This window comes from Citrobacter sp. Cpo045, assembly GCF_030332875.1.
GTDB classification, from domain to species: domain Bacteria; phylum Pseudomonadota; class Gammaproteobacteria; order Enterobacterales; family Enterobacteriaceae; genus Citrobacter; species Citrobacter portucalensis.
In genome coordinates this window covers 13,938-34,450 of record NZ_JAOWGZ010000036.1, presented here as the reverse complement: position 1 = coordinate 34,450, position 20,513 = coordinate 13,938, and the positions used below count along the sequence as shown (strand labels likewise).

The 20,513-nt window shown below is 50.9% G+C and carries 22 protein-coding genes; 9 read left to right on the top strand and 13 right to left on the bottom strand.

Annotation, left to right across the window (positions count from 1 at the left end; all coding sequences use genetic code 11):
- The first annotated feature begins 9 nt into the window (after window positions 1-9).
- The 3 genes from fdoH to fdhE are packed head-to-tail and all read left to right on the top strand — an operon-like array spanning window position 10 to window position 2,470.
- Window positions 10-912, top strand: coding sequence for a formate dehydrogenase O subunit beta (gene fdoH, locus OGY13_RS00450; RefSeq protein WP_003825273.1), 903 nt, complete (start codon window positions 10-12; stop codon window positions 910-912).
- A complete protein-coding gene (fdoI, locus tag OGY13_RS00445; protein ID WP_003028686.1) occupies window positions 909-1,544 on the top strand; it encodes a formate dehydrogenase cytochrome b556 subunit in 636 nt (211 codons plus the stop codon). Before fdoH ends, fdoI begins: the two co-directional genes overlap by 4 nt.
- On the top strand, window positions 1,541-2,470 hold the full coding sequence (gene fdhE / locus OGY13_RS00440) for a formate dehydrogenase accessory protein FdhE (protein ID WP_003028685.1): 930 nt from the start codon (window positions 1,541-1,543) through the stop codon (window positions 2,468-2,470). Before fdoI ends, fdhE begins: the two co-directional genes overlap by 4 nt.
- Before the next feature lie 36 nt (window positions 2,471-2,506).
- Here the strand turns inward: fdhE and OGY13_RS00435 are convergent, their stop codons facing one another.
- Window positions 2,507-2,881 carry a type II toxin-antitoxin system VapC family toxin gene (locus OGY13_RS00435; protein ID WP_020996118.1) on the bottom strand — a complete coding sequence of 125 codons (375 nt, stop codon included), beginning with the start codon at window positions 2,879-2,881 and terminating at the stop codon, window positions 2,507-2,509.
- Entirely contained in the window at window positions 2,881-3,123 is a 243-nt protein-coding gene (locus tag OGY13_RS00430) for a ribbon-helix-helix domain-containing protein (RefSeq protein ID WP_020996119.1), read from the bottom strand. Before OGY13_RS00430 ends, OGY13_RS00435 begins: the two co-directional genes overlap by 1 nt.
- Window positions 3,124-3,328: 205 nt before the next feature.
- Between OGY13_RS00430 and OGY13_RS00425 the strand changes: the two genes are divergently transcribed.
- The 3 genes from OGY13_RS00425 (at window position 3,329) to OGY13_RS00415 (ending at window position 5,097) form a co-directional block, all read left to right on the top strand.
- Entirely contained in the window at window positions 3,329-4,258 is a 930-nt protein-coding gene (locus OGY13_RS00425; protein ID WP_213752516.1) for an alpha/beta hydrolase, read from the top strand.
- An 84-nt stretch (window positions 4,259-4,342) separates the two neighbouring features.
- On the top strand, window positions 4,343-4,654 hold the full coding sequence (locus OGY13_RS00420) for a type II toxin-antitoxin system HigB family toxin (protein ID WP_048215202.1): 312 nt from the start codon (window positions 4,343-4,345) through the stop codon (window positions 4,652-4,654).
- Window positions 4,651-5,097 carry a helix-turn-helix domain-containing protein gene (locus OGY13_RS00415; protein ID WP_048215203.1) on the top strand — a complete coding sequence of 149 codons (447 nt, stop codon included), beginning with the start codon at window positions 4,651-4,653 and terminating at the stop codon, window positions 5,095-5,097. The genes OGY13_RS00420 and OGY13_RS00415 overlap by 4 nt, the downstream gene beginning before the upstream one ends.
- A gap of 17 nt (window positions 5,098-5,114) precedes the next feature.
- Here OGY13_RS00415 and fabY read toward each other — a convergent pair whose 3' ends face one another.
- From fabY to yihU, 10 genes are all read right to left on the bottom strand, one after another.
- Complete coding sequence (gene fabY, locus OGY13_RS00410; protein ID WP_003825286.1) at window positions 5,115-6,056, bottom strand: fatty acid biosynthesis protein FabY; 942 nt, start codon at window positions 6,054-6,056, stop codon at window positions 5,115-5,117.
- Window positions 6,057-6,100: 44 nt separating this feature from the next.
- Window positions 6,101-6,538 carry a D-aminoacyl-tRNA deacylase gene (gene dtd, locus OGY13_RS00405; protein WP_003825289.1) on the bottom strand — a complete coding sequence of 146 codons (438 nt, stop codon included), beginning with the start codon at window positions 6,536-6,538 and terminating at the stop codon, window positions 6,101-6,103.
- Window positions 6,535-7,407 carry a virulence factor BrkB family protein gene (locus OGY13_RS00400; RefSeq protein ID WP_008786998.1) on the bottom strand — a complete coding sequence of 291 codons (873 nt, stop codon included), beginning with the start codon at window positions 7,405-7,407 and terminating at the stop codon, window positions 6,535-6,537. The genes dtd and OGY13_RS00400 overlap by 4 nt, the downstream gene beginning before the upstream one ends.
- Window positions 7,401-8,000, bottom strand: coding sequence for a glucose-1-phosphatase (gene yihX, locus OGY13_RS00395; RefSeq protein ID WP_008786997.1), 600 nt, complete (start codon window positions 7,998-8,000; stop codon window positions 7,401-7,403). The genes OGY13_RS00400 and yihX overlap by 7 nt, the downstream gene beginning before the upstream one ends.
- Before the next feature lie 90 nt (window positions 8,001-8,090).
- Entirely contained in the window at window positions 8,091-8,981 is an 891-nt protein-coding gene (locus OGY13_RS00390) for an aldose epimerase family protein (protein ID WP_111466284.1), read from the bottom strand.
- Window positions 8,982-9,011: 30 nt separating this feature from the next.
- Complete coding sequence (locus OGY13_RS00385) at window positions 9,012-10,337, bottom strand: MFS transporter (RefSeq protein WP_020996120.1); 1,326 nt, start codon at window positions 10,335-10,337, stop codon at window positions 9,012-9,014.
- A gap of 104 nt (window positions 10,338-10,441) precedes the next feature.
- On the bottom strand, window positions 10,442-11,875 hold the full coding sequence (locus OGY13_RS00380; RefSeq protein ID WP_008786994.1) for an MFS transporter: 1,434 nt from the start codon (window positions 11,873-11,875) through the stop codon (window positions 10,442-10,444).
- A 69-nt stretch (window positions 11,876-11,944) separates the two neighbouring features.
- On the bottom strand, window positions 11,945-12,955 hold the full coding sequence (locus OGY13_RS00375; RefSeq protein WP_213752517.1) for a zinc-dependent alcohol dehydrogenase: 1,011 nt from the start codon (window positions 12,953-12,955) through the stop codon (window positions 11,945-11,947).
- Window positions 12,956-12,986: 31 nt separating this feature from the next.
- Window positions 12,987-13,874 carry an aldolase gene (locus OGY13_RS00370; RefSeq protein ID WP_008786992.1) on the bottom strand — a complete coding sequence of 296 codons (888 nt, stop codon included), beginning with the start codon at window positions 13,872-13,874 and terminating at the stop codon, window positions 12,987-12,989.
- A 25-nt stretch (window positions 13,875-13,899) separates the two neighbouring features.
- A complete protein-coding gene (gene yihU, locus OGY13_RS00365; RefSeq protein WP_008786991.1) occupies window positions 13,900-14,790 on the bottom strand; it encodes a sulfolactaldehyde 3-reductase in 891 nt (296 codons plus the stop codon).
- A gap of 172 nt (window positions 14,791-14,962) precedes the next feature.
- Here yihU and OGY13_RS00360 point away from each other — a divergent pair, with 172 nt between their 5' ends.
- Entirely contained in the window at window positions 14,963-15,859 is an 897-nt protein-coding gene (locus OGY13_RS00360) for a sugar kinase (protein WP_008786990.1), read from the top strand.
- 39 nt (window positions 15,860-15,898) lie between these two features.
- Entirely contained in the window at window positions 15,899-16,687 is a 789-nt protein-coding gene (locus OGY13_RS00355) for a DeoR/GlpR family DNA-binding transcription regulator (protein ID WP_008786989.1), read from the top strand.
- A 67-nt stretch (window positions 16,688-16,754) separates the two neighbouring features.
- On the opposite strand, the gene typA is transcribed toward OGY13_RS00355, so the two are convergent.
- Window positions 16,755-18,578: a ribosome-dependent GTPase TypA gene (gene typA, locus OGY13_RS00350; protein WP_008786988.1), complete on the bottom strand. Its 1,824-nt coding sequence runs from the start codon at window positions 18,576-18,578 to the stop codon at window positions 16,755-16,757.
- Window positions 18,579-18,957: 379 nt separating this feature from the next.
- Here typA and glnA point away from each other — a divergent pair, with 379 nt between their 5' ends.
- Window positions 18,958-20,367: a glutamate--ammonia ligase gene (gene glnA / locus OGY13_RS00345; protein ID WP_008786987.1), complete on the top strand. Its 1,410-nt coding sequence runs from the start codon at window positions 18,958-18,960 to the stop codon at window positions 20,365-20,367.
- The last annotated feature ends 146 nt before the right edge of the window (window positions 20,368-20,513 follow it).

Below are 20,513 nucleotides of genomic sequence, written 5' to 3'. Positions count from 1 at the left end.
AGACGACCTATGGCTTATCAATCGCAAGACATCATTCGTCGTTCCGCCACTAACGGTTTCACCCCCGCGCCTCAGGCGCGGGACCATCAGGAAGAAGTGGCGAAGCTTATCGACGTCACCACCTGTATCGGCTGTAAAGCGTGTCAGGTGGCGTGTTCTGAATGGAACGACATCCGTGATGAAGTGGGCAACAACGTTGGGGTGTACGACAACCCGGCCGATTTGACCGCCAAATCCTGGACGGTGATGCGCTTCTCGGAAGTGGAACAAAACGACAAACTGGAATGGCTTATCCGCAAGGATGGCTGTATGCACTGCGCCGATCCGGGCTGCCTGAAGGCGTGTCCGGCTGAAGGCGCAATCATTCAGTATGCCAACGGTATCGTCGACTTCCAGTCTGAGCAGTGCATCGGCTGTGGCTACTGCATCGCGGGCTGCCCGTTCGACGTGCCGCGCCTCAATCCGGAAGACAACCGCGTCTACAAATGTACGCTGTGCGTTGACCGTGTTGTGGTCGGGCAAGAACCGGCCTGCGTGAAAACCTGTCCAACCGGCGCCATTCATTTCGGCACCAAAGAGTCGATGAAAACCCTGGCAGGCGAGCGCGTGGCGGAGCTGAAAACGCGTGGTTACGAAAACGCGGGTCTGTACGATCCGGCGGGTGTTGGCGGTACGCACGTAATGTACGTATTGCACCATGCGGACAAACCGAATCTGTATCACGGCCTGCCGGAGAACCCGGAGATCAGCGCAACCGTTAAGTTCTGGAAAGGCATCTGGAAACCCCTCGCAGCCGTCGGCTTTGCAGCGACATTTGCGGCCAGCATCTTCCACTACGTCGGCGTAGGCCCGAACCGTGCGGAAGAAGAAGAAGACAATCTGCATGAAAAAGACGACGAGGTGCGCAAATGAAACGACGTGACACCATCGTGCGCTACACGGCGCCGGAACGCATCAACCACTGGATCACCGCCTTCTGCTTCATTCTGGCGGCGGTGAGCGGGATGGGCTTTCTCTTCCCGTCTTTTAACTGGCTGATGCACATCATGGGCACTCCACAACTGGCGCGAATTGTGCACCCGTTTGTCGGCGTGATCATGTTTGCCTCGTTTATCATCATGTTTTTCCGTTACTGGCACCACAATCTAATCAATCGGGATGATATCTTTTGGGCGAAGAATATTCGTAAGATTGTCGTCAACGAGGAAGTAGGTGACACGGGACGTTATAACTTCGGCCAGAAATGCGTATTCTGGGCGGCGATTATCTTCCTGGTCCTGTTGCTGGTGAGCGGAGTGGTCATCTGGCGTCCGTATTTTGCGCCTGCTTTCTCAATCCCGGTGATCCGATTCGCGTTAATGCTGCATTCATTTGCCGCAGTAGCGTTAATTGTGGTTATCATGGTGCACATTTACGCCGCCCTTTGGGTGAAAGGCACCATTACCGCGATGGTGGAAGGATGGGTTACCAGTTCATGGGCGAAGAAACATCACCCACGCTGGTACCGTGAAGTCCGCCAGAAACAGGAAAAGTCATCTGAATGAGTATTCGCATAATCCCGCAAGATGAGCTGGAGAAGAGCGAGAAACGCACGGCGGATATGATTCCGCCGTTATTATTCCCCAGACTCAAAAATTTGTATAACCGCCGCGCTGAGCGCCTGCGCGAGCTGGCCGAGAACAACCCGCTGGGCGACTACCTGCGCTTTGCCGCGCTGATTGCCCACGCGCAGGAAGTGGTGTTGTACGACCATCCGCTGCAGATGGATCTGACCGCTCGCATCAAAGAAGCGAACGATCAGGGCAAACCGCCGCTGGATATCCACGTCCTGCCGCGCGACAAGCACTGGCAAAAACTGCTGCAGTCGTTAATTGCTGAGCTGAAACCAGAAATGAGCGGTCCTGCGCTTGCCGTGATCGAAAATCTGGAAAAAGCCTCAGAACAGGAACTGGAGCTGATGGCCAGCGCGCTGTTTGCCTCTGATTTCGCCTCCGTCAGCAGCGATAAAGCACCGTTTATTTGGGCTGCCCTGTCGCTCTACTGGGCGCAGATGGCAAGCCTGATCCCCGGCAAAGCCCGTGCAGAATACGGCGAACAGCGTCAGTACTGCCCGGTGTGTGGTTCAATGCCGGTCTCCAGCATGGTGCAAATCGGTACCACTCAGGGGCTGCGCTATCTGCACTGCAACCTGTGCGAAACCGAGTGGCACGTGGTACGCGTGAAATGCAGCAACTGCGAGCAAAGCCGTGATTTGAACTACTGGTCGCTGGATAACGAACAGGCGGCAATTAAAGCTGAAAGCTGCGGCGACTGTGGGACTTACCTGAAGATTCTCTATCAGGAAAAGGACCCTAAAGTTGAAGCCGTGGCTGACGATCTCGCTTCACTGATGCTGGACGCGCACATGGAGCAAGAGGGCTTTGCCCGCAGCTCCATCAACCCGTTCCTGTTCCCAGGTGAAGGGGAGTAAGTACTCCGCACCACCGGGCGGCGTAAGTCGCCCGGGTTATAACGTATACGGCGTGACCACGCCTGATATGCCTGCAAAATCCTTGGTATTTCGCGTAACCAGTGTAAGACGATGAATCTGCGCAGTGGCCAAAATAATGGCATCCGGCAATTTCATCCCATGCTCCTGCCTGATACTCACGCTTCGTTCAGCAATATCCTGTGAAACGCCGATCACGTTAAAAGCGCCTAGCGCAACGCGAGTACGGGCTTCCTGATGGTATTTTTTTGCGCCCACCATCACCTCCATCCATGTAATGAGGCTGATTGCATTCTGCGGCGGCCATGTTTCTATCGCTAGTTTTGCTTCATTTCTACCGCTAAACAGATCGATGAGGATGTTGGTATCAAAAAGCGCTGATCCTTTGACCATTACCATTCCTCACGGAGTTTACGCTGGTATTCAACACCATCTTCCTCACAGCCTTGCCACAGCCCAAGAGCGCGTGAAATTGTTGTTTCAGCCTGATCCTGCCTCTCAAGATACTGTTCAACGGCCTCCCGTAAGAGTTCTGCTCGCGGCAGATTGCGCTGAACCTTGAGGTCATCAAGACGTTTAATCACCTCATCTGATAAATCGAGTAAAATTCTGCCCATATCCATCCCAACCATCATACTCACATATACCTCCAGTATATCATCGGCGATTAATTTCCACACAACATACACCTGAGAAAAGCGGGAAAGTAGCCTTCACACGAACGATTTTTACTTTTGCGAGCCACTTTCCAGAATCATAACCACCCCCATTTTTCCCATTTTCATTCTTAGTTATCCAGGTTATAAACCTGTATATCCATACAGATAAGGGGATGTGAAAATGGCACTGGAAAGCGGGATTGCACCGCTGGTTGAGGCATTTATCGCGGCGGGACGTCCTTCTTCGCGCGAGCAGAATATTGATGACCGGAGAGCAGGCTACATCGCCAGCACGGTACTGGCCGGAGACACTGAAACCCGCGTACAGGTTGAAGATATTGAACTCGATGCCATGATGTTTCGCGTAGTTTCGCCGCGGGGCAGCACGGGAAATCTCCCCTGTGTTATCTATTATCACGGCGGCTGCTTTGTCAGCGGTGGATTTGCCACACATGATAACCAGTTAAGGCAACTCGCCTGGTACAGCGGCTGTCGGGTCATTGCGGTGCAGTATCGCCTCGCACCAGAGCACATCTTCCCGGCAGCACATAACGATGCTGAATCGGGGGCCAATATTATCTGGAAGTATGCCAAGAAACTGGGAGTAGACCGCAGCAACATTACGCTGGCTGGCGACAGCGCTGGCGGGCATCTGGCGCTGGTCACCGCACTACGCCTGAAAGCTACCAGGCAATGGCAACCTGCGCAGCTTATGCTGATCTACCCGATGCTGGATGCAACCGCCAGCTTTGCGAGCTATGACCATAATGGACAGGATTACATTATCACCCGCGACACACTCCTGTCGGGCTACGAGATGTATATGCCGCAAACCGATCCATTGCATCCCGAAGCCAGCCCGCTCTGGCGTGAAGACTTCAACGGTTTACCGCCCACGCACATCATTACAGCTGAATTCGACCCACTGAGAGATGAAGGTGAGGCCCTGTATCAACGGTTCCAGGAGCAGGGCGTGGATTGCACCTGCCAACGCTATCTCGGTGTTATCCACGGATTTTTCCAGCTAGCAGGGGTGAGTCAGGCGGCACGAAGCGCAATGCGGGATGTTGCCTGGCGCGCCATAAATTCTACAGCAGTAAGACATGCTTAATTAATATAGTGTTTTCATCTTGTAAACTTAATTGCGTTGCGTTATTTTGTTTACAGGTTGAAAACCTTGTAATGGAACTACACCGTGCATGTTATCAGCCGAAAACCTTTTAACGAGGCAATGCTCATGTATCCAAATCATCAGCTTGCTCTCGCTGATTTACTGAATGTTTTGGAGAAAAAAACATTCATTCAGCCTGAAGAGATGAAGCAGTATATTCCTTCACTGGATAATTTTAAGTACAGAGATAAATGGTGGGTGATTGATGTTTCTGGTAACAGCCTAAGACTCATCTCCTACATAGATTTCAGGTCACATAAGATATTTGTCAAACATATCGTTTCCCATGCCGAATATGACAAACTGACAGCATATTATCGGGGTAATAAAGAATGAGAACGCATCGTCATATGGATGCAGCCAGCGCAAAAAAGATTGTTGATACCTTCAGCGATGCGGTAAAAACCATCCCACTGTTGGGGGAAGACCGAAATGACACTGAGTATCGCAGGGCACTTGCGCTAGTGGAGTATCTGGTCGACCACGACGATCTTGAAAACCCACTATTTGAATTGCTCTGTGCCCGAATCAGTAAATATGAAAAACATGCGCCGGAATTCAAAGCACTCAACCAACACCTGGAGAAAACACCCTCTGGCGTTTCAGTATTGCGTACGCTCATGGACCAATACAGTCTCAAAGCAGCAGACCTTGCCAACGAACTCGGTTCAAAATCGAACGTCAGCAACATCTTAAATGGTCGCAGAGCACTGACTGTAAGCCATATTAAAGCGCTTGCAGAACGCTTTAATCTTCCGGCAGACGCATTCATCGAGTAGAGAAGATACCCTCTGACTTACTCTTCCTCGTTCCCGCCTTCTTCATATGCGCCAAACGGTTTTGCGGGTAGCACAATGTAGGTGCCTTCGAACACCACGCCCGGCGTGTCGTCGCCAAATACCCCGACCTGCATCTGAACGCGCGCCTTACGACCTCTTGCCAGACGGTCCAGGTCTCCGCTCAGCGAGCCCAGATCGGCGATAGCGGTAGGTTTCCCGGTGATCGGCCTGCTGTACCGTATATGCGCGTCAGCAAGGATTATCGTCCCGCCCAGATGACGCTCACGCAGCATCAGCCAGATAAGTCCCCAGCCCGTTAGCGTCGCCAGGGAAAACAAGCTACCGGCAAACAGCGTATGGTGCGGATTCTGATTGCCCGTCTCGGGCATCGTGGTGATAAATTTCTGCCCGGTATATTGCTGAATGCGCACACCCATTTTCTCACTCAATGGAATATGTTCGTACCAGGCTTGCTGTAGCTGTCCGCACCAGTCCCCGCGATGGAGAATGTCGTCCAGCGTCGCGATGGGTTTAATCATCAAAAAGTGACGCACCGGCGTGGTTTGCGGCGTAGTGATTTCTCCCTGGCTCACAAACCCCAGCTTGGCGAAAAATTCGACCGCATCTTCACGGGCGCTACAGGTTACGCGCTTTACCCCTTCCTGACGCGCCACAGACTCCAGGGTCATCGCCATCAGCGTGCCCAACCCTTTCTCCTGCACGGAGGGGTCAACGGCCATAAAGCGTATGGAGGCTTCGTTATCCGCATTGATGTACAGACGTCCTACTGCGACCAGATTCCCCTCTTCGTCCACCACCATCTGGTGATGCGCCATCGCATCCCAGGCATCCCGTTCGGAGCCTTTAGGCTGGTGCAACGGTTTACGCAGCATCTCCCAGCGAAACTGGTAGTAACGCTCCAATTCTTCTTCTGTTTGCGGTACTCGAAGGTGATACATCGTCGTATTCTCTCTTGTTGTCCGCGGCCACACCGGTAGCTGGTTCATACTTGTAACCAGAACGTCACGGGGCCATCATTAACCAGTGAAACCTGCATATCCGCAGCGAATCGACCGGTTTGCGTATTCATTTCCTGTTGGCGGCAACGCTCAACAAAGTACTCATACAGCGCCTCTGCACGATCGGGCGCAGCCCCTTTTGAAAACCCCGGGCGCATGCCGCGTTCGGTATCTGCCGCCAGCGTGAACTGTGAAACCACCAGCACGCTGCCCCCTGACTGCTGCACGTTAAGGTTCATTTTGCCTTCGGCATCGCTAAAGATTCGATAGCCGAGTACGCGCTCGCACAGGCGGTTCGCTTTCTGTTCGTCATCATCCCTTTCGACACCTAACAGGACCAAAAGTCCTGGGCCAATTTCACCCGTCACCTCGCCCTCCACGGTGACGCTGGCACGGGTTACGCGCTGAATTAATGCAATCATGGTTGCTCTGCTTCTTCTTGTTCTGCGGCTTGTTTAAGTTTGCGGTATTCCCCGAGAGTGACAGTTATTTCCGCGCCTAGCAAGACGATACACCAGGTCCAGTATACCCAGACGAACAAAATGGGGATCACCGCCAGGACACCGTAAATGAGCTGATAAGACGGGAACATCGTGATATAGAGCGCAAATCCTTTCTTTCCGGTTTCGAACAACACAGCGGCCACAAAGGCGCCAATAACCGCATCACGGTTAGGTACACGTGTAGTCGGTACGATGCTGTAAAGCAGCCAGAAAGAGAGCCAGGAAAGCACCAGCGGGAAAATACGCAGGACGTTATCGATCACCGTGTTGAGATCGCTGGCCCAGCGCAATGACAACAGATAAGAGCTGATTGCCAGACTGGCCCCCGCCAGCAGCGGCCCCAGCGTTAAAATCATCCAGTAGACGGCGAAAGAGTAAACTTTAGGCCGAGTACGCTTGCTACGCCAGATAGTATTCAGCGCGTTATCAATGGAATACATCAGTAATAGCGCTGTCACAATCAACCCGCACGCCCCAACGGCCGTCATTTTGTTCGAGTTGGCAACGAACTGTTCGATATAACGCTGAATGACATCTCCCGTCGCCGGGATAAAGTTTGCGAAAATGAAATGACGTAGCTGGACGCTGACGTCAGAAAACATCGGAAATGCAGCGAAAAGCGCAAAAACTACGGCAATAAGCGGCACTAATGAGAGCAATGAGACATAGGCAAGATTCCCTGCCAGCGTCGTCATGTTGTCCTCATCAATCCGCTGCCATAGTAGCTTCAGCCAGGCCCGAACAGGACGCGTATGGTGCCTGGCTTGTTGCTGAACATTTTTTAGCATAGCAACTTCGCGAAATAGTCCGGAATGGTCGTTTTATCGACAACCTGGATGCTGGTAATCCCTAACCGATTAGCCCCTTCAATATTATCGGCGTTGTCGTCGAAAAATACCGCCTCATGCGCAGAAAAACCTTCAGACTGCAGGACATGCTGGTAAATCCGCGCTTCCGGTTTACGCATGCCAAGATCCTGGGAAAGGTAAATATGGTCAGCAGCCTGACGGATTTCGGGGTATTCGTCCGGCCAAAACGTCGTGTGCAGACGGTTAGTATTCGACAAGACGACCACCCGATGCCCCTGCTCACGCAGCTTTTGCATGATGTCGATGACTTCAGGACGCAAGGCAACAAAAACGGCCTGCCAGCCGTGGGAGAACTGCTCATAGCTTAGCGGTAGCGCCATGTCATGACATAGCGCTTCGGCAAAGGCTTCATCCGTTATTTCACCTCGCTCGTGCTGGTGAAAAGCCTCTCCCATGGTGAAACTTTGCTTTAACGAAGCCAGCGGTACACGGCTCAGATCGCTCCAAGTACCTAACACGCGATTGAAGTCGATATCGACAATCACATTACCCAAATCAAAGATATAGAGCATGCCCTTCTCCTTATTCGCCGTGGATGAATAACTGTAGCGGGAAAGGAGAAGTTTGACTATGAGTCCCTGTCGGGATTATTGGCTAAGCCATCAGAATTCCTGTGTAAATTGCCAGCGCGACTCAATCACCAACGGAAGACCTGCACTGACAAACTGCGGTGTCCTATTTATCGCATTTGGCGCCTGAGTAAGCGGATTGACACATGTTGCGTCGGGCTGTTTGTCAAAAACGACCAGGCTTTGCGCACTCGATGTCATCGTCATACTCAGCTTACCTGGCCACTGTAATCTGACATTGAGACCATCATTAAAACCAAAGCAGTCATCCCACGGGCCTGATTGTGGGGGGATTTTATTACCTGTTGGTAACTCATTATTCCCGGCTTCTTCCTGCCAGTCGGCCTTAAAACATACCAGTAATTCATCTTCTTCATTCTGCTGGCCCAGTTGTTTTGCAAACCAGGGGTGCCATCCAGCAGATGCCGGAAAAGTTTCAGACATGGTGTGAATTTCAAGTCGCAGAATTAACGCATCGTCTTCAAGAGTCAGCGTCTGCAGGACCTCTCCTTCCCAGGGCCAAGGAGCGCCCAGTGGCATGCGCAGTTTCAAGGTATCCGCTTTATGTTCGACAATTTCCCATGATGAATAACAGGCCATACCATGTAGAGCATGAGGCGGTTTGTTAGCAGGTAATACGTACTGTTTCTCCCCCACGGTCAATGTTGCATCGCCAAGGCGGCCTGCCCAAGGAACCATAGGAAAGCAGCCATACTGAAATGCTTTACGCTGTGGCTCCCATTGACGTAACACTTCAAAACCAAACGCCTGAAGCGAGGTGATTCTGGCACCATCGCGCGGAAAAATTTGCAGACGTAGATGTCCTTTTTCCAGAAAAATAGGTTGGCCGATCGGTCCCGGCCAGGCGGTATCAAAAGCACGTTGTAATGCTTGATAATGCTCAGTATTCAATTCATTGTTCATGTTATTGCTCTCTGATATTTCGGTAAGAAGTTAAATGTTATTAGCGTCATTTTTATTGTCTGAATGTGGCTCGATAAGCCAGACGCAACTGAATGAAAGTATTGAGATAACAAACAGAAACAGTGCTACATACCACGGTTTCCCGCCTCCCAGCGCCAACAAACTGGAGGCAATGAGCGGGCTTAACCCACCCAGAATTGCTGAGAACTGATAGGCAAAGGAAAGACCCGTATAGCGCACTCGTGTTCCGAACATACGAGTAAATAAGGTGGGTTGTACTGCAAACATCATCGTTGGCCCCAGGTTATAGCCAAGGATCATGCAGCACCAGATGATAAGTGTGCTTTTCGTATCCAGCAGCAGGAAGAATGGAAATGCAAAAAGGATGCAAAAACCAGCGCCAAATAAATACATCTTCCGTTGCCCAACGCGGTCAGAGATCCAACCAATTAATGGACAACACACAATGCCAATTGCTGAGGCGATTAGCATGCCGTTGAGTGGAATATCCCTTGATAATGCCAACTGGCTGGAAATATAGACAATACCAAAGGCATTAATGATGTTCGACGAAACGCTCTCCGCCAGCCTGGCCCCTAGCGCCAACAGAATATTCCGTGGATGCTTACGGAAAAGTTCAATCAACGGTGGTGCTGATTGTTCCTGTGAGACAGCCGTTTTTTGTTTTTTAAAATCCAGTGTTTCTTCAGTATGTAACCGTATGAACATCCCAACAATTAACATGATGGCAGATAGCCAAAAAGGGATACGCCATCCCCAGGCCAGAAACTCTTCCTGGGTCAGGAAGTGATTGCATAATGCAAACACCCCTGTCGCCAGCATAATCCCAACTGAGGCTGCCGTTTGTGGGAGCGAACCTAAAAATCCGCGCTTCGCCTCAGGCGCAGATTCAATAGTCATCAATGCAGCCCCGCCATATTCCCCACCCAGACCGAACCCCTGAACCAGGCGCAGAACCATCAATATAATCGGGGCCCAGATCCCAATATCCTGGTATGTTGGAATGAAACCGATTAAAAACGTTGAGGAACCAACTATCGCTAACGTCCAAATCAACGTTATTTTGCGACCGACTTTATCGCCAAAGTGGCCAAAAACAATGCCTCCAAGCGGACGTGACAGAAAACCCACACCAAAGGTGGCGAATGCGGCGATTAAACCAATAAAAGGATCGCTATCAGGGAAAAACAGGGGAGCAAAGACTAGCCCTGCCGCCGTTCCGAAAATAAAAAAATCGTACCATTCCATCAACGCGCCAGCGAAACTGCCCATGACAACGCGTCTCATGGCTTTGCCGGATAGCTCTTTCCCTGGTACATGTTCTATTTCAGCCATAATTTTCCTCTCCGGGTCGGCGAGAAATCTGCGCAATAAAATCACTAAAAAAGCGGCGGATTTATACGAAAAAGCGCGTCGACATGTTGCGACGCGCTTGCTTGTTATTTATCCAACTCAGCCAGTACCTCAGCGTCTTCAGCGTCAACGTTTGCACCAAGTGGTTCCCACTTAATCAACACGCATGTCAGGAAGCCGAGAAAAGGAACAATTGCCAGCCAATAGAACGCTTCTGTCTTTAATGCACCCCACAACATAGGCCAGAAAATAAGTCCGGCAATCGCCCCAGTACGCATAATTGCACGAGCAAATCCTACGCCTGTCGGGCGAATAGATGGCGGATAAGAAAGTGTGGCAATGGTCATTCCCAGGCCGCCCGGGCCCGCTGAATGGAAGAAAATGATTGCGCCCAACAAACCTAAAGAAAGCCATGGGTTGGTGGTTGCTAATGCACCTAAAGCCAGTAATGCAACCGTTACGACGGCGAAACCATACATCGACTGAAGGCGAGTTCCCAAACGCTGGAGGATAAGAGAACCAATCAATCCACCTGTAATGCCACACAGGGCATTCACTACCGCAGAACCGCTAAGAGCCCCGGTTAATCCACCGCTCAGTATTCCCGCCAAAGTCAGCGGTAAATAAACACCCACGGCGTTATATTGCCAGGCTTGCATCGTCGCCACAACGCAGCCGAGAATAGTGCGTTTGCGATAACGTGAGTTAAATAAAATCCCATAGCCGCCATGAAACTTACTTTCTGTTTTTTCAGCAGAAAAATCATCGTTTTTTGGTTTGGCAGCAACGCGAGCATGAACCCCATAGCGTTTAGCCAGAATATCGCAGGCTTTATCATAACGTCCGACTCGTGCGGCCCACATTGCAGACTCACCGATGAAGAAATAACGCAGAATCATGATAATGACGGCAAAAATAGCACCAATGAAAATACCATAGCGCCATAATTGCTCTTCCGCGATACCCGACAACAACAGTGGAAGCAGCACAAGATAGACGACCGTAGTTGATACATACCAGGCCATTTGCCAGAGATTAACTGACGAACCGGTTTTCTTAGATGTTGAGCCGCGTAGTTCTGCCACCGCATTTGTTGCCAGCGGGAAATCAATACCCAAGCCAAATCCCATGATTACGCGACACACCAGCACCCACCAGATGTTCGGGGCTATCGCGACAGCTGCGGCACCTATTGTGCACAGGCCCATTCCGATGATAAATGCACGCTTTTGACCAAAGCGGTTAATCACACGGTTCGCCAGTAATCCACCAATCAGGGCGGCGACTAAAACAGAGGCGTTAACCGTCGCCGCCAGCCCCGGTGAAATACCAAATTGCAATGCAATATATTTATTACCAAAACCCACCATCGCCGCCTGATAGGCATCAATTAGAATGCCACCAAGAGCGATAAAAATGACGCCGACACTGGTGTTTACTGCTGAATGTTTATTAACAATATCAATCACGTCCTGGGGACGACCGATCGAGTAAGGTGTAGGACTGGTGATGTGACTCATCGCAGCATCCTTTTTCATTGTTGTAGGATGGCGCTACCCTTTAGCAGCGCCAGACAGAGGGTTACAGCATCAAACCTCAGCAAATTGCAGCATGACTTTTATAGAGTCATTTTGCTGCGCACGTTCAAACGCCTTATCCGCATCTTCGACAGGGAAGAGATCGGTCACCAGTTCGCTGGTGTCAAACCGCCCATCCGCAAGCCATTCAATCACGGCATCGAAGTCTTCCGGGATGTACATGCCGGAATTCAACAAATCGCGTTCGAAGCGCTGCATCATCGGAAGAGGAATTTCACGTGGGCCACTCGGTACCCCCATGCACACTACCGTTCCGCCAGCATAAACATGGGTAAATGCATCATTCAGCGTGGCTTGGGCGGCAACAACATCAATTGCCCCCGTAAAACGGACCTGTGCATCCAATTCCCCCAGAGCCCAGACTTCCGTGGCACCTAGCTTTAACGACAACGCGCGCTTGGCGGCATCAGGCTCGATGACGGTGATCTTTCCCGCACCCATGATGCGCAATGCTTGAACGATGGATAAACCAATTGTCCCTGCACCAATCACTAATACACTTTCCAATGACGCTTTCGGCATACGGCTCACGCAATGACGCGCGCAGGCTGCTGGCTCAGCGAAAGCCAGTGCTTTTAGTGGTAACGAAGCAGGTGCAACATGGCAGTTCCGTGCAGGTACAATGTGCTGCGAGCGGGCAAAACCCGGCGCCCGGAAGCCAGCAACCTGTGGCGGCTCACACAGATTAAAGCGACCCGCTTTACAAGCACGACACTCCATGCAGGCCATAATTGGGTCGACTACGACATGATCGCCCGGCTTAACATTCGTTACTTCACTGCCCACTTCAGTTACGCGTGCCGCAATTTCATGTCCAGGCACAACCGGAGGTTTTGCAAATGGGTGTCCTCCTTTCAGTACATGCAGATCAGAGCCACATATTCCGTAAAACACCGGAGCAATGCGGACTTCTTGCGGTTTAAGTTCCTGGTGCGGCAGCTCAACATATTGGGTGGTCACCTTCCCAATATCAGAAAATAGAACTTGGGTAATCTTATCCATAGTTCTTCTCCAGATTCGTTAAAATGGGTGATTAACGCTGAGAAATCCCTTCATCGACGATTTCTGCCAGGCGTTGTAAGCGTGGAACCGACACATCACGCAACATTGTTTGCGGATCTTGAGCACCAACAACCGATGCCCAAACGGCACGCCCTGCCAGGAATCCGGAAGCTCCACCCTTCATGGCGATACGGACCGCGCGGCCAAAAATGTCCGCATCAACACCAGAAGAGAGAATGACCCACGGCATTTTCATTTGTTCATGCAACTTTTGACACGCAGCAAGTAGGGTCTGTTCATCACCTTTGCCGCCTAATGGCATTTCAGCTTTATAGAGGTCAGCATCGGTGCAGCCGAGTTCAGCCGCTGCGGCAACGATGGCGCTTTCCCGGTCAAATTCCCAGCCACGACGAGGAGGACGAACGACCGGCTCAATGATGCTGACCAGCCCTGCGCTACGACAGCGTTGAACAAACTCAGCCACCATAGCCAAACGTTCTTCTGCGGGTTCATCTTCACGCCACAGCACTAACAACTTCATGGCTTTCGCACCCATTTCGCGGGCTTTATGCGGATCAATTGCTCTGTCAATTTCGACACTATCAACCGGAATACCATTACCCGGAACAAAATGGTCAGCCGCCACAATCAGTCCACATGAATCAGCGACTGCACCTTGAGAGACAATCTGATCGAGACAAAATTGTTTATCTGCCAGAACCGCTGAAGCGTAGGGAGACAGAATTTGTGTTGCTGCAACTTTAAAATCAGTCAATACGCTGTCGGCAACAGGTTTAGGATGTCCAGACGCTGCAAACATCAGACGCATTGCTTCACGCTGATCAACGGCCAGCATGGCAAATCCACCGCCAGGGCGAGAAATATCTTTCAGCGTGTATGGGGTATTGTGGGAAGACATAATAACTCCTGTAACTGTTTAAAATTTAGAGTGAATCTGGTCGGCCAGCCTGCTGACGAACCTGAGATAACAGCGCACTCCAGTCCTGACGGCCTCGACCGTTCTCGCTGGCACGGGTGTAATAGGTTTCTGCTGCAATGCCCATATTGAGCGGCGCACCGGTCTGACTAGCGACATCGACGGCAATACGCAGGTCTTTCAACGCGAGGTCCACCATGAATGCCGGAGAAAGGTCTCCTTTAAGTACCTTGCCAGGCCAGGTTGTCGTAAAGTGCCCCTTGCCTGCGGCAGTACCGCTCATGACCTTAATGGCCACATCAAGGCTCAAACCCAATGACTCGCAAAGAACAGCGGCTTCCGCTGACAAGGCGTTCAGCGCAATACTCATATAGTTATTGATGAGCTTTACGCGGATCCCCATACCGGGACCGCCAGCTTCCACCAGCTCATTCCCCATACACATCAGCACAGGGCGAGCACGTTCAACCTGTTCAGGCGTTCCGCCAGCAAGAATCAGCAGCGTGCCGTCAATCGCGTTAACTGACGTCCTGCCCACAGGAGCATCCATCATGCTGATGCCTTTCTCTTTCATCTCATGAATCAACTCATCGGTCTGCAATGGATGAATCGTGGACATGTCAATAACCAGGGCATTGGGGGACAGGCCTTCGCTGACGCCATCTTTACCCAGCAGAACTTGCCGAACGATGTCGCCATTTGGCAGCATAGTAATTATGAATTCGGCACCTTTAGCGGCTTCAGCGGGTGTTTGAGCAGCAGTCGCACCTTTTTGTACTAATTCATTGACTGCCTGTTGGTTTACGTCGAACACACGCAAAGCATGTCCCTTTTGCAACAGATTATTAGCCATTGGGCTGCCCATCTGGCCCAAGCCCAAAAATGCAACGGTTGTCATGAATGCTCTCCTGTGTCAGGTTGACAAAATAATTACAATTAAAAACTCGTTTTCGTCTGTTTTTGAGCATATTTGTAATTTATGACTAAAAACAAGACACGCGTCACTAATTTGATCATTTATGTCATTAAAATGAACAAAAGAAGACAAGATCACACAGGACTAACCAAATATGACCAGAATTGCATGTGTTGGAATCACCGTTCAGGACCGTATTTATTCTCTGAACAACCTGCCCGATGGCGGGGGAAAATATCAGTCAAATCAATATCTGGAGACAGGTGGCGGCCCGGCGGCAACAGCAGCTGTCGCCATTGCCCGGCTTGGTATTGACGTTGATTTTATAGGCCGTGTAGGCGATGACAGTTGTGGGAATACCTTGCTTAACGAGCTTCAGAGCTGGGGGGTCAATACGGCGTTCTGCCGGCAATACCCGAACTCCCGTTCATCCCAGTCCGCAATTTTGGTCGACCAGCATGGCGAACGCATTATCGTGAACTATCCAAGCCCGGATCTCGATACGGATGCAAGGTGGCTGGAGTCGATTGATTTTTCCCGTTATGACATCGTTCTGGCCGATGTACGTTGGCATGAAGGGACGTTGAAATCCTTCGAACTGGCACGTGCCGCCGGAGTTCCAACGCTGTTGGATGCCGATATGACACCACAAGATATAACCCCATTGGTGGCGCTTGCCGATCATGCCGTTTTTTCAACTCCAGGTCTGAAGAGAATGACCGGGCAAGATGATGCACAACAGGCACTTAAACTGGCCGCTGAGCAAACCAATGGTAAAGTGTACGTTACGCTTGGCGGCGAAGGGTCACTATGGATCGAAAATGGTCATATGTGTCAACAGACTGCATTTTCTGTCAATGTTGTGGATACAACCGGTGCAGGCGATGTTTTCCATGGTGCAATGGCAGCAGCTCTTGCAGAGCAAATGCCGACTGACCAGGCGATTCGCTTCGCAAGTGCGGTGGCGGCGATGAAATGCACTCAGGCGGGCGGACGAGCCGGAATTCCTAATCGTGCGCAAACCGAATCATTTTTGTCACTTTATGCGTAAAATAGCCAACAATTACGGGGAAGAAGTCCAGGAGTATTCATGAGCATCATTGAAGTCACCGGTAATCCGCGACACGATCAACTTGTTCATTACATTACAGAACGCGGCTATATGAATATCGAAGAGCTCGCACAATTGCTGGACGTGTCCACGCAAACCGTGCGCCGGGATATTCGTAAGTTAAGCGAACAGGGCTTGATCACCAGACATCATGGTGGAGCCGGACGTGTATCCAGCGTCATGAATACCGCCTTTGAACAGCGAGAGTTGTCCCTTACCCAGGAAAAAGAAGCGATAGCGGAAGCGGTTGCTGATTATCTTCCTGAACGCTGTACGGTATTTATTACCATTGGTACAACGGTGGAAGCCGTCGCACGAGCTTTGCTGAACCGTCGGGATCTTCGCATCATTACTAACAGTCTTCGTGTTGCGCAGATCTTATATAAGAATCAAGATCTTGAGGTTATGGTGCCCGGTGGAACGTTACGTGCTCATAATGGCGGTATTGTTGGCCCAGGAGCAGTGAACTTTATTGAAGGATTTAGAGCCGACTATTTGATTACCAGTATTGGTGCCATCGAGGAAGACGGCACACTATTGGAATTTGACGTTAACGAAGCGCTTGTCGCCAAAACGATGATTAAGCATGCACGTAATACGCTGTTAGTTGCTGATCATACTAAGTTTACCGCCTCAGCCGCTGTATCCATCGGTAATATGCGTAAAATTCGGGCATTTTTTACCGATTCCCAGCCACCAAATTCATTCAAGCAATTGCTTGATTTAGAAAATATTGAGCTAGTCATTGCAGAGCAGGAAACGACCTGATCTTTTAGATAAAAAAAGCCGCTGATAATCAGCGGCTTTTTTGTGCTTACCTGAAAAAGAGTGTTAATTACTCTTCTTTCGCGCCACGCATTGCACGGCGACGATCGTTTTCAGTCAGGTGACGCTTACGGATACGGATAGAGGTTGGTGTTACTTCTACCAGTTCGTCGTCATCGATGAATTCCAGAGCCTGCTCCAGAGTCATCTTAACCGGCGGAACCAGAACCGTTGCTTCGTCAGTACCAGACGCACGCATGTTGGTCAGTTTCTTACCGGTCAGGCAGTTTACAGTCAGGTCGTTAGAACGGCTGTGAATACCGATGATCTGGCCTTCGTAAACTTCAGCACCGTGACCCAGGAACAGCTTACCGCGGTCCTGCAGGCTGAACAGTGCGAACGCAACTGCTTTACCCTGGCCGTTGGAGATCAGTACGCCGTTCTGACGCTGACCCACATCACCCGCACGAACGTCGTCGTAGTGGCTGAAGGTGGAGTACAGCAGACCGGTACCGGAAGTCATGGTCATGAATTCTGAACGGAAGCCGATCAGACCACGGCTTGGGATCACGTAGTCAAGACGTACGCGGCCTTTGCCATCTGGATTCATGTTTTTCAGGTCGCCTTTACGCTCACCCAGAGCCTGCATCACAGAACCCTGGTGCTGCTCTTCAACGTCCAGCGTTACGTTTTCGAACGGCTCTTGTTTACGGCCGTCGATTTCGCGGAAGATTACTTTCGGACGGGAAACCGCCATTTCGAAACCTTCACGACGCATGTTTTCGATCAGAACAGACAGGTGCAGCTCACCACGACCGGATACACGGAACGCATCCGCATCTTCGGTTTCTTCAACGCGCAGCGCAACGTTGTGCACCAGCTCTTTGTTCAGGCGGTCAAGGATCTGACGAGAGGTAACATATTTACCTTCTTTACCGCAGAACGGAGAGGTGTTTACGCAGAAGAACATGGTAACGGTCGGTTCATCAACGGACAGAGCTGGCAGCGCTTCAACATTCTGCGGGTCGCAGATGGTGTCGGAGATGTTCAGTTCGCCCAGACCGGTGATCGCGATGATATCGCCTGCTTCAGCAATATCACTCTCGATACGTTCCAGACCCAGATGGGTCAGAACTTTACCGACTTTACCGTTACGGGTTTTGCCTTCGCTATCAATGATAGTGATCTGCTGGTTCGGTTTAACTTTACCGCGTTTGATGCGGCCGATACCGATTACGCCAACGTAGTTGTTGTAGTCCAGCTGAGAGATTTGCATCTGCAGCGGGCCATCAAGATCTACGCTCGGAGCCGGTACACGATCAACGATAGTCTGATACAGCGGAGTCATGTCTTCAGCCATGTCTTCGTGATCCAGACCCGCGATACCGTTCAGCGCAGAAGCGTAAACGATCGGGAAGTCCAGCTGCTCGTCGGTAGCGTCGAGGTTAACGAACAGGTCAAATACCTGATCAACAACCCAGTCAGGACGCGCGCCAGGACGGTCAACTTTGTTGATAACAACAATTGGCTTCAGGCCATGGGCAAAGGCTTTTTTGGTCACGAAGCGCGTCTGCGGCATCGGACCGTCCATTGCATCCACCACCAGCAGCACAGAGTCGACCATGGACATTACACGTTCAACTTCACCACCGAAGTCGGCGTGCCCCGGGGTATCAACGATGTTGATACGGTAGTCATTCCATTTGATAGCGGTGTTTTTAGCGAGGATGGTAATCCCACGCTCTTTCTCCAAATCGTTGGAGTCCATCACGCGCTCTTGGGTTTCAGCACGTGCATCGAACGTACCGGATTGTTGGAGCAGCTTGTCTACCAGGGTCGTTTTACCATGGTCTACGTGCGCGATGATGGCGATGTTACGCAAATTTTCGATCACAACTTTGCCTCAGGCATTTTAGAAATAGCGCGTTATTGTACACGGATTAATCGCAGTACAAAACAGGATCACAAACATCCTCCGCAAACAAGTATTGCAGAGTTTCTTTGTGATCACATTCACGGAGCGTTAAAAGGGGTAATCTGACATGCTTTGCACCAATATGGTGCTTAATGTTCACATTAAAGCACTATAATGGTGCAATACAACCTTCATGGTGCAGCCCCTTTGCACGATGGTGCGCATGATAACGCCTTTTAGGGGCAATTTAAAAGTTGGCACAGATTTCGCTTTATATTTTTTATGGCGACACGGCCAATTTTTGCAGAATTGAAGACTTCGTTACCACGACGACAATGACCAATCCGGGAGAGTAAGTATGTCCGCTGAACACGTTTTGACGATGCTGAACGAACACGAAGTGAAGTTTGTTGATTTACGCTTCACTGATACCAAAGGTAAAGAACAGCACGTCACTATTCCTGCTCATCAGGTAAATGCCGAATTCTTTGAAGAAGGCAAAATGTTTGACGGCTCCTCAATCGGTGGCTGGAAAGGCATTAACGAATCAGACATGGTTCTGATGCCAGATGCGTCTACTGCTCTCATCGACCCGTTCTTTGAAGAGTCTACCCTGATCATCCGTTGCGATATCCTGGAACCAGGTACGCTGCAGGGCTACGACCGTGACCCGCGCTCCATCGCTAAACGTGCTGAAGAGTATCTGCGTTCTACCGGCATCGCAGACACCGTTCTGTTCGGGCCAGAGCCAGAATTCTTCCTGTTTGACGACATCCGTTTCGGCGCAACTATTTCCGGTTCCCACGTGGCTATCGATGACATCGAAGGCGCATGGAACTCTTCCACCAAATACGAAGGTGGTAACAAAGGTCACCGTCCAGGCGTGAAAGGCGGTTACTTCCCGGTTCCTCCGGTAGATTCTTCTCAGGATATCCGTTCTACCATGTGTCTGATCATGGAAGAAATGGGCCTGGTTGTTGAAGCGCATCACCACGAAGTGGCGACTGCTGGTCAGAACGAAATCGCGACCCGCTTTAACACCATGACCAAAAAAGCGGACGAAATTCAGATCTACAAATATGTCGTTCACAACGTCGCTCACCGTTTCGGTAAAACCGCGACCTTTATGCCAAAACCAATGTTTGGCGATAACGGTTCCGGCATGCACTGCCACATGTCCCTGTCCAAGAACGGCGTAAACCTGTTCTCCGGTGACAAATATGCGGGTCTGTCTGAGCAGGCGCTGTACTACATCGGTGGCGTAATCAAACACGCTAAAGCGATCAACGCCCTGGCTAACCCGACCACCAACTCCTACAAGCGTCTGGTCCCGGGTTACGAAGCACCGGTAATGCTGGCTTACTCTGCCCGTAACCGTTCTGCGTCTATCCGTATCCCGGTAGTTGCTTCTCCGAAAGCGCGTCGTATCGAAGTGCGTTTCCCGGACCCGGCTGCTAACCCATACCTGTGCTTCGCAGCGCTGCTGATGGCTGGTCTTGACGGTATTAAGAACAAGATCCACCCGGGCGAAGCAATGGACAAAAACCTGTACGACCTGCCGCCGGAAGAAGCGAAAGAGATCCCACAGGTTGCTGGTTCTCTGGAAGAAGCACTGAAAGAACTGGATCTGGACCGCGAGTTCCTGACCGCAGGCGGCGTGTTCACCAATGAAGCGATCGATGCGTACATTGCGCTGCGTCGCGAAGAAGATGACCGCGTGCGCATGACTCCGCACCCGGTAGAGTTTGAGCTGTACTACAGCGTTTAATCGTTTGAGTTGCCGTGGAACTTTTAGCCTGCTCAGGCAGGCTTGAGATCGATGGTGAATGATAGGACGCCTGATGGCGCAAACTTATCAGGCCTGGAGGGTAACATTACCTTGTAGGCCGGATAAGGCAAATCCGCCATCCGGCA

Bases quoted from the DNA above. Each gene is read 5' to 3' on its own strand.
- glnA (WP_008786987.1), top strand. From the start codon at position 18,958: ATGTCCGCTGAACACGTTTTGACGATGCTGAACGAACACGAAGTGAAG.
- dtd (WP_003825289.1), bottom strand. From the start codon at position 6,538: ATGATTGCATTAATTCAGCGCGTAACCCGTGCCAGCGTCACCGTGGAG.
- OGY13_RS00385 (WP_020996120.1), bottom strand. From the start codon at position 10,337: ATGGCTGAAATAGAACATGTACCAGGGAAAGAGCTATCCGGCAAAGCC.
- fabY (WP_003825286.1), bottom strand. From the start codon at position 6,056: ATGTATCACCTTCGAGTACCGCAAACAGAAGAAGAATTGGAGCGTTAC.
- OGY13_RS00370 (WP_008786992.1), bottom strand. From the start codon at position 13,874: ATGTCTTCCCACAATACCCCATACACGCTGAAAGATATTTCTCGCCCT.
- yihU (WP_008786991.1), bottom strand. From the start codon at position 14,790: ATGACAACCGTTGCATTTTTGGGCTTGGGCCAGATGGGCAGCCCAATG.
- fdhE (WP_003028685.1), top strand. From the start codon at position 1,541: ATGAGTATTCGCATAATCCCGCAAGATGAGCTGGAGAAGAGCGAGAAA.
- OGY13_RS00425 (WP_213752516.1), top strand. From the start codon at position 3,329: ATGGCACTGGAAAGCGGGATTGCACCGCTGGTTGAGGCATTTATCGCG.
- OGY13_RS00380 (WP_008786994.1), bottom strand. From the start codon at position 11,875: ATGAGTCACATCACCAGTCCTACACCTTACTCGATCGGTCGTCCCCAG.
- yihX (WP_008786997.1), bottom strand. From the start codon at position 8,000: ATGCTCTATATCTTTGATTTGGGTAATGTGATTGTCGATATCGACTTC.
- OGY13_RS00415 (WP_048215203.1), top strand. From the start codon at position 4,651: ATGAGAACGCATCGTCATATGGATGCAGCCAGCGCAAAAAAGATTGTT.
- OGY13_RS00375 (WP_213752517.1), bottom strand. From the start codon at position 12,955: ATGGATAAGATTACCCAAGTTCTATTTTCTGATATTGGGAAGGTGACC.
- OGY13_RS00360 (WP_008786990.1), top strand. From the start codon at position 14,963: ATGACCAGAATTGCATGTGTTGGAATCACCGTTCAGGACCGTATTTAT.
- fdoI (WP_003028686.1), top strand. From the start codon at position 909: ATGAAACGACGTGACACCATCGTGCGCTACACGGCGCCGGAACGCATC.
- OGY13_RS00400 (WP_008786998.1), bottom strand. From the start codon at position 7,407: ATGCTAAAAAATGTTCAGCAACAAGCCAGGCACCATACGCGTCCTGTT.
- OGY13_RS00390 (WP_111466284.1), bottom strand. From the start codon at position 8,981: ATGAACAATGAATTGAATACTGAGCATTATCAAGCATTACAACGTGCT.
- OGY13_RS00355 (WP_008786989.1), top strand. From the start codon at position 15,899: ATGAGCATCATTGAAGTCACCGGTAATCCGCGACACGATCAACTTGTT.
- OGY13_RS00430 (WP_020996119.1), bottom strand. From the start codon at position 3,123: ATGATGGTTGGGATGGATATGGGCAGAATTTTACTCGATTTATCAGAT.
- OGY13_RS00435 (WP_020996118.1), bottom strand. From the start codon at position 2,881: ATGGTCAAAGGATCAGCGCTTTTTGATACCAACATCCTCATCGATCTG.
- fdoH (WP_003825273.1), top strand. From the start codon at position 10: ATGGCTTATCAATCGCAAGACATCATTCGTCGTTCCGCCACTAACGGT.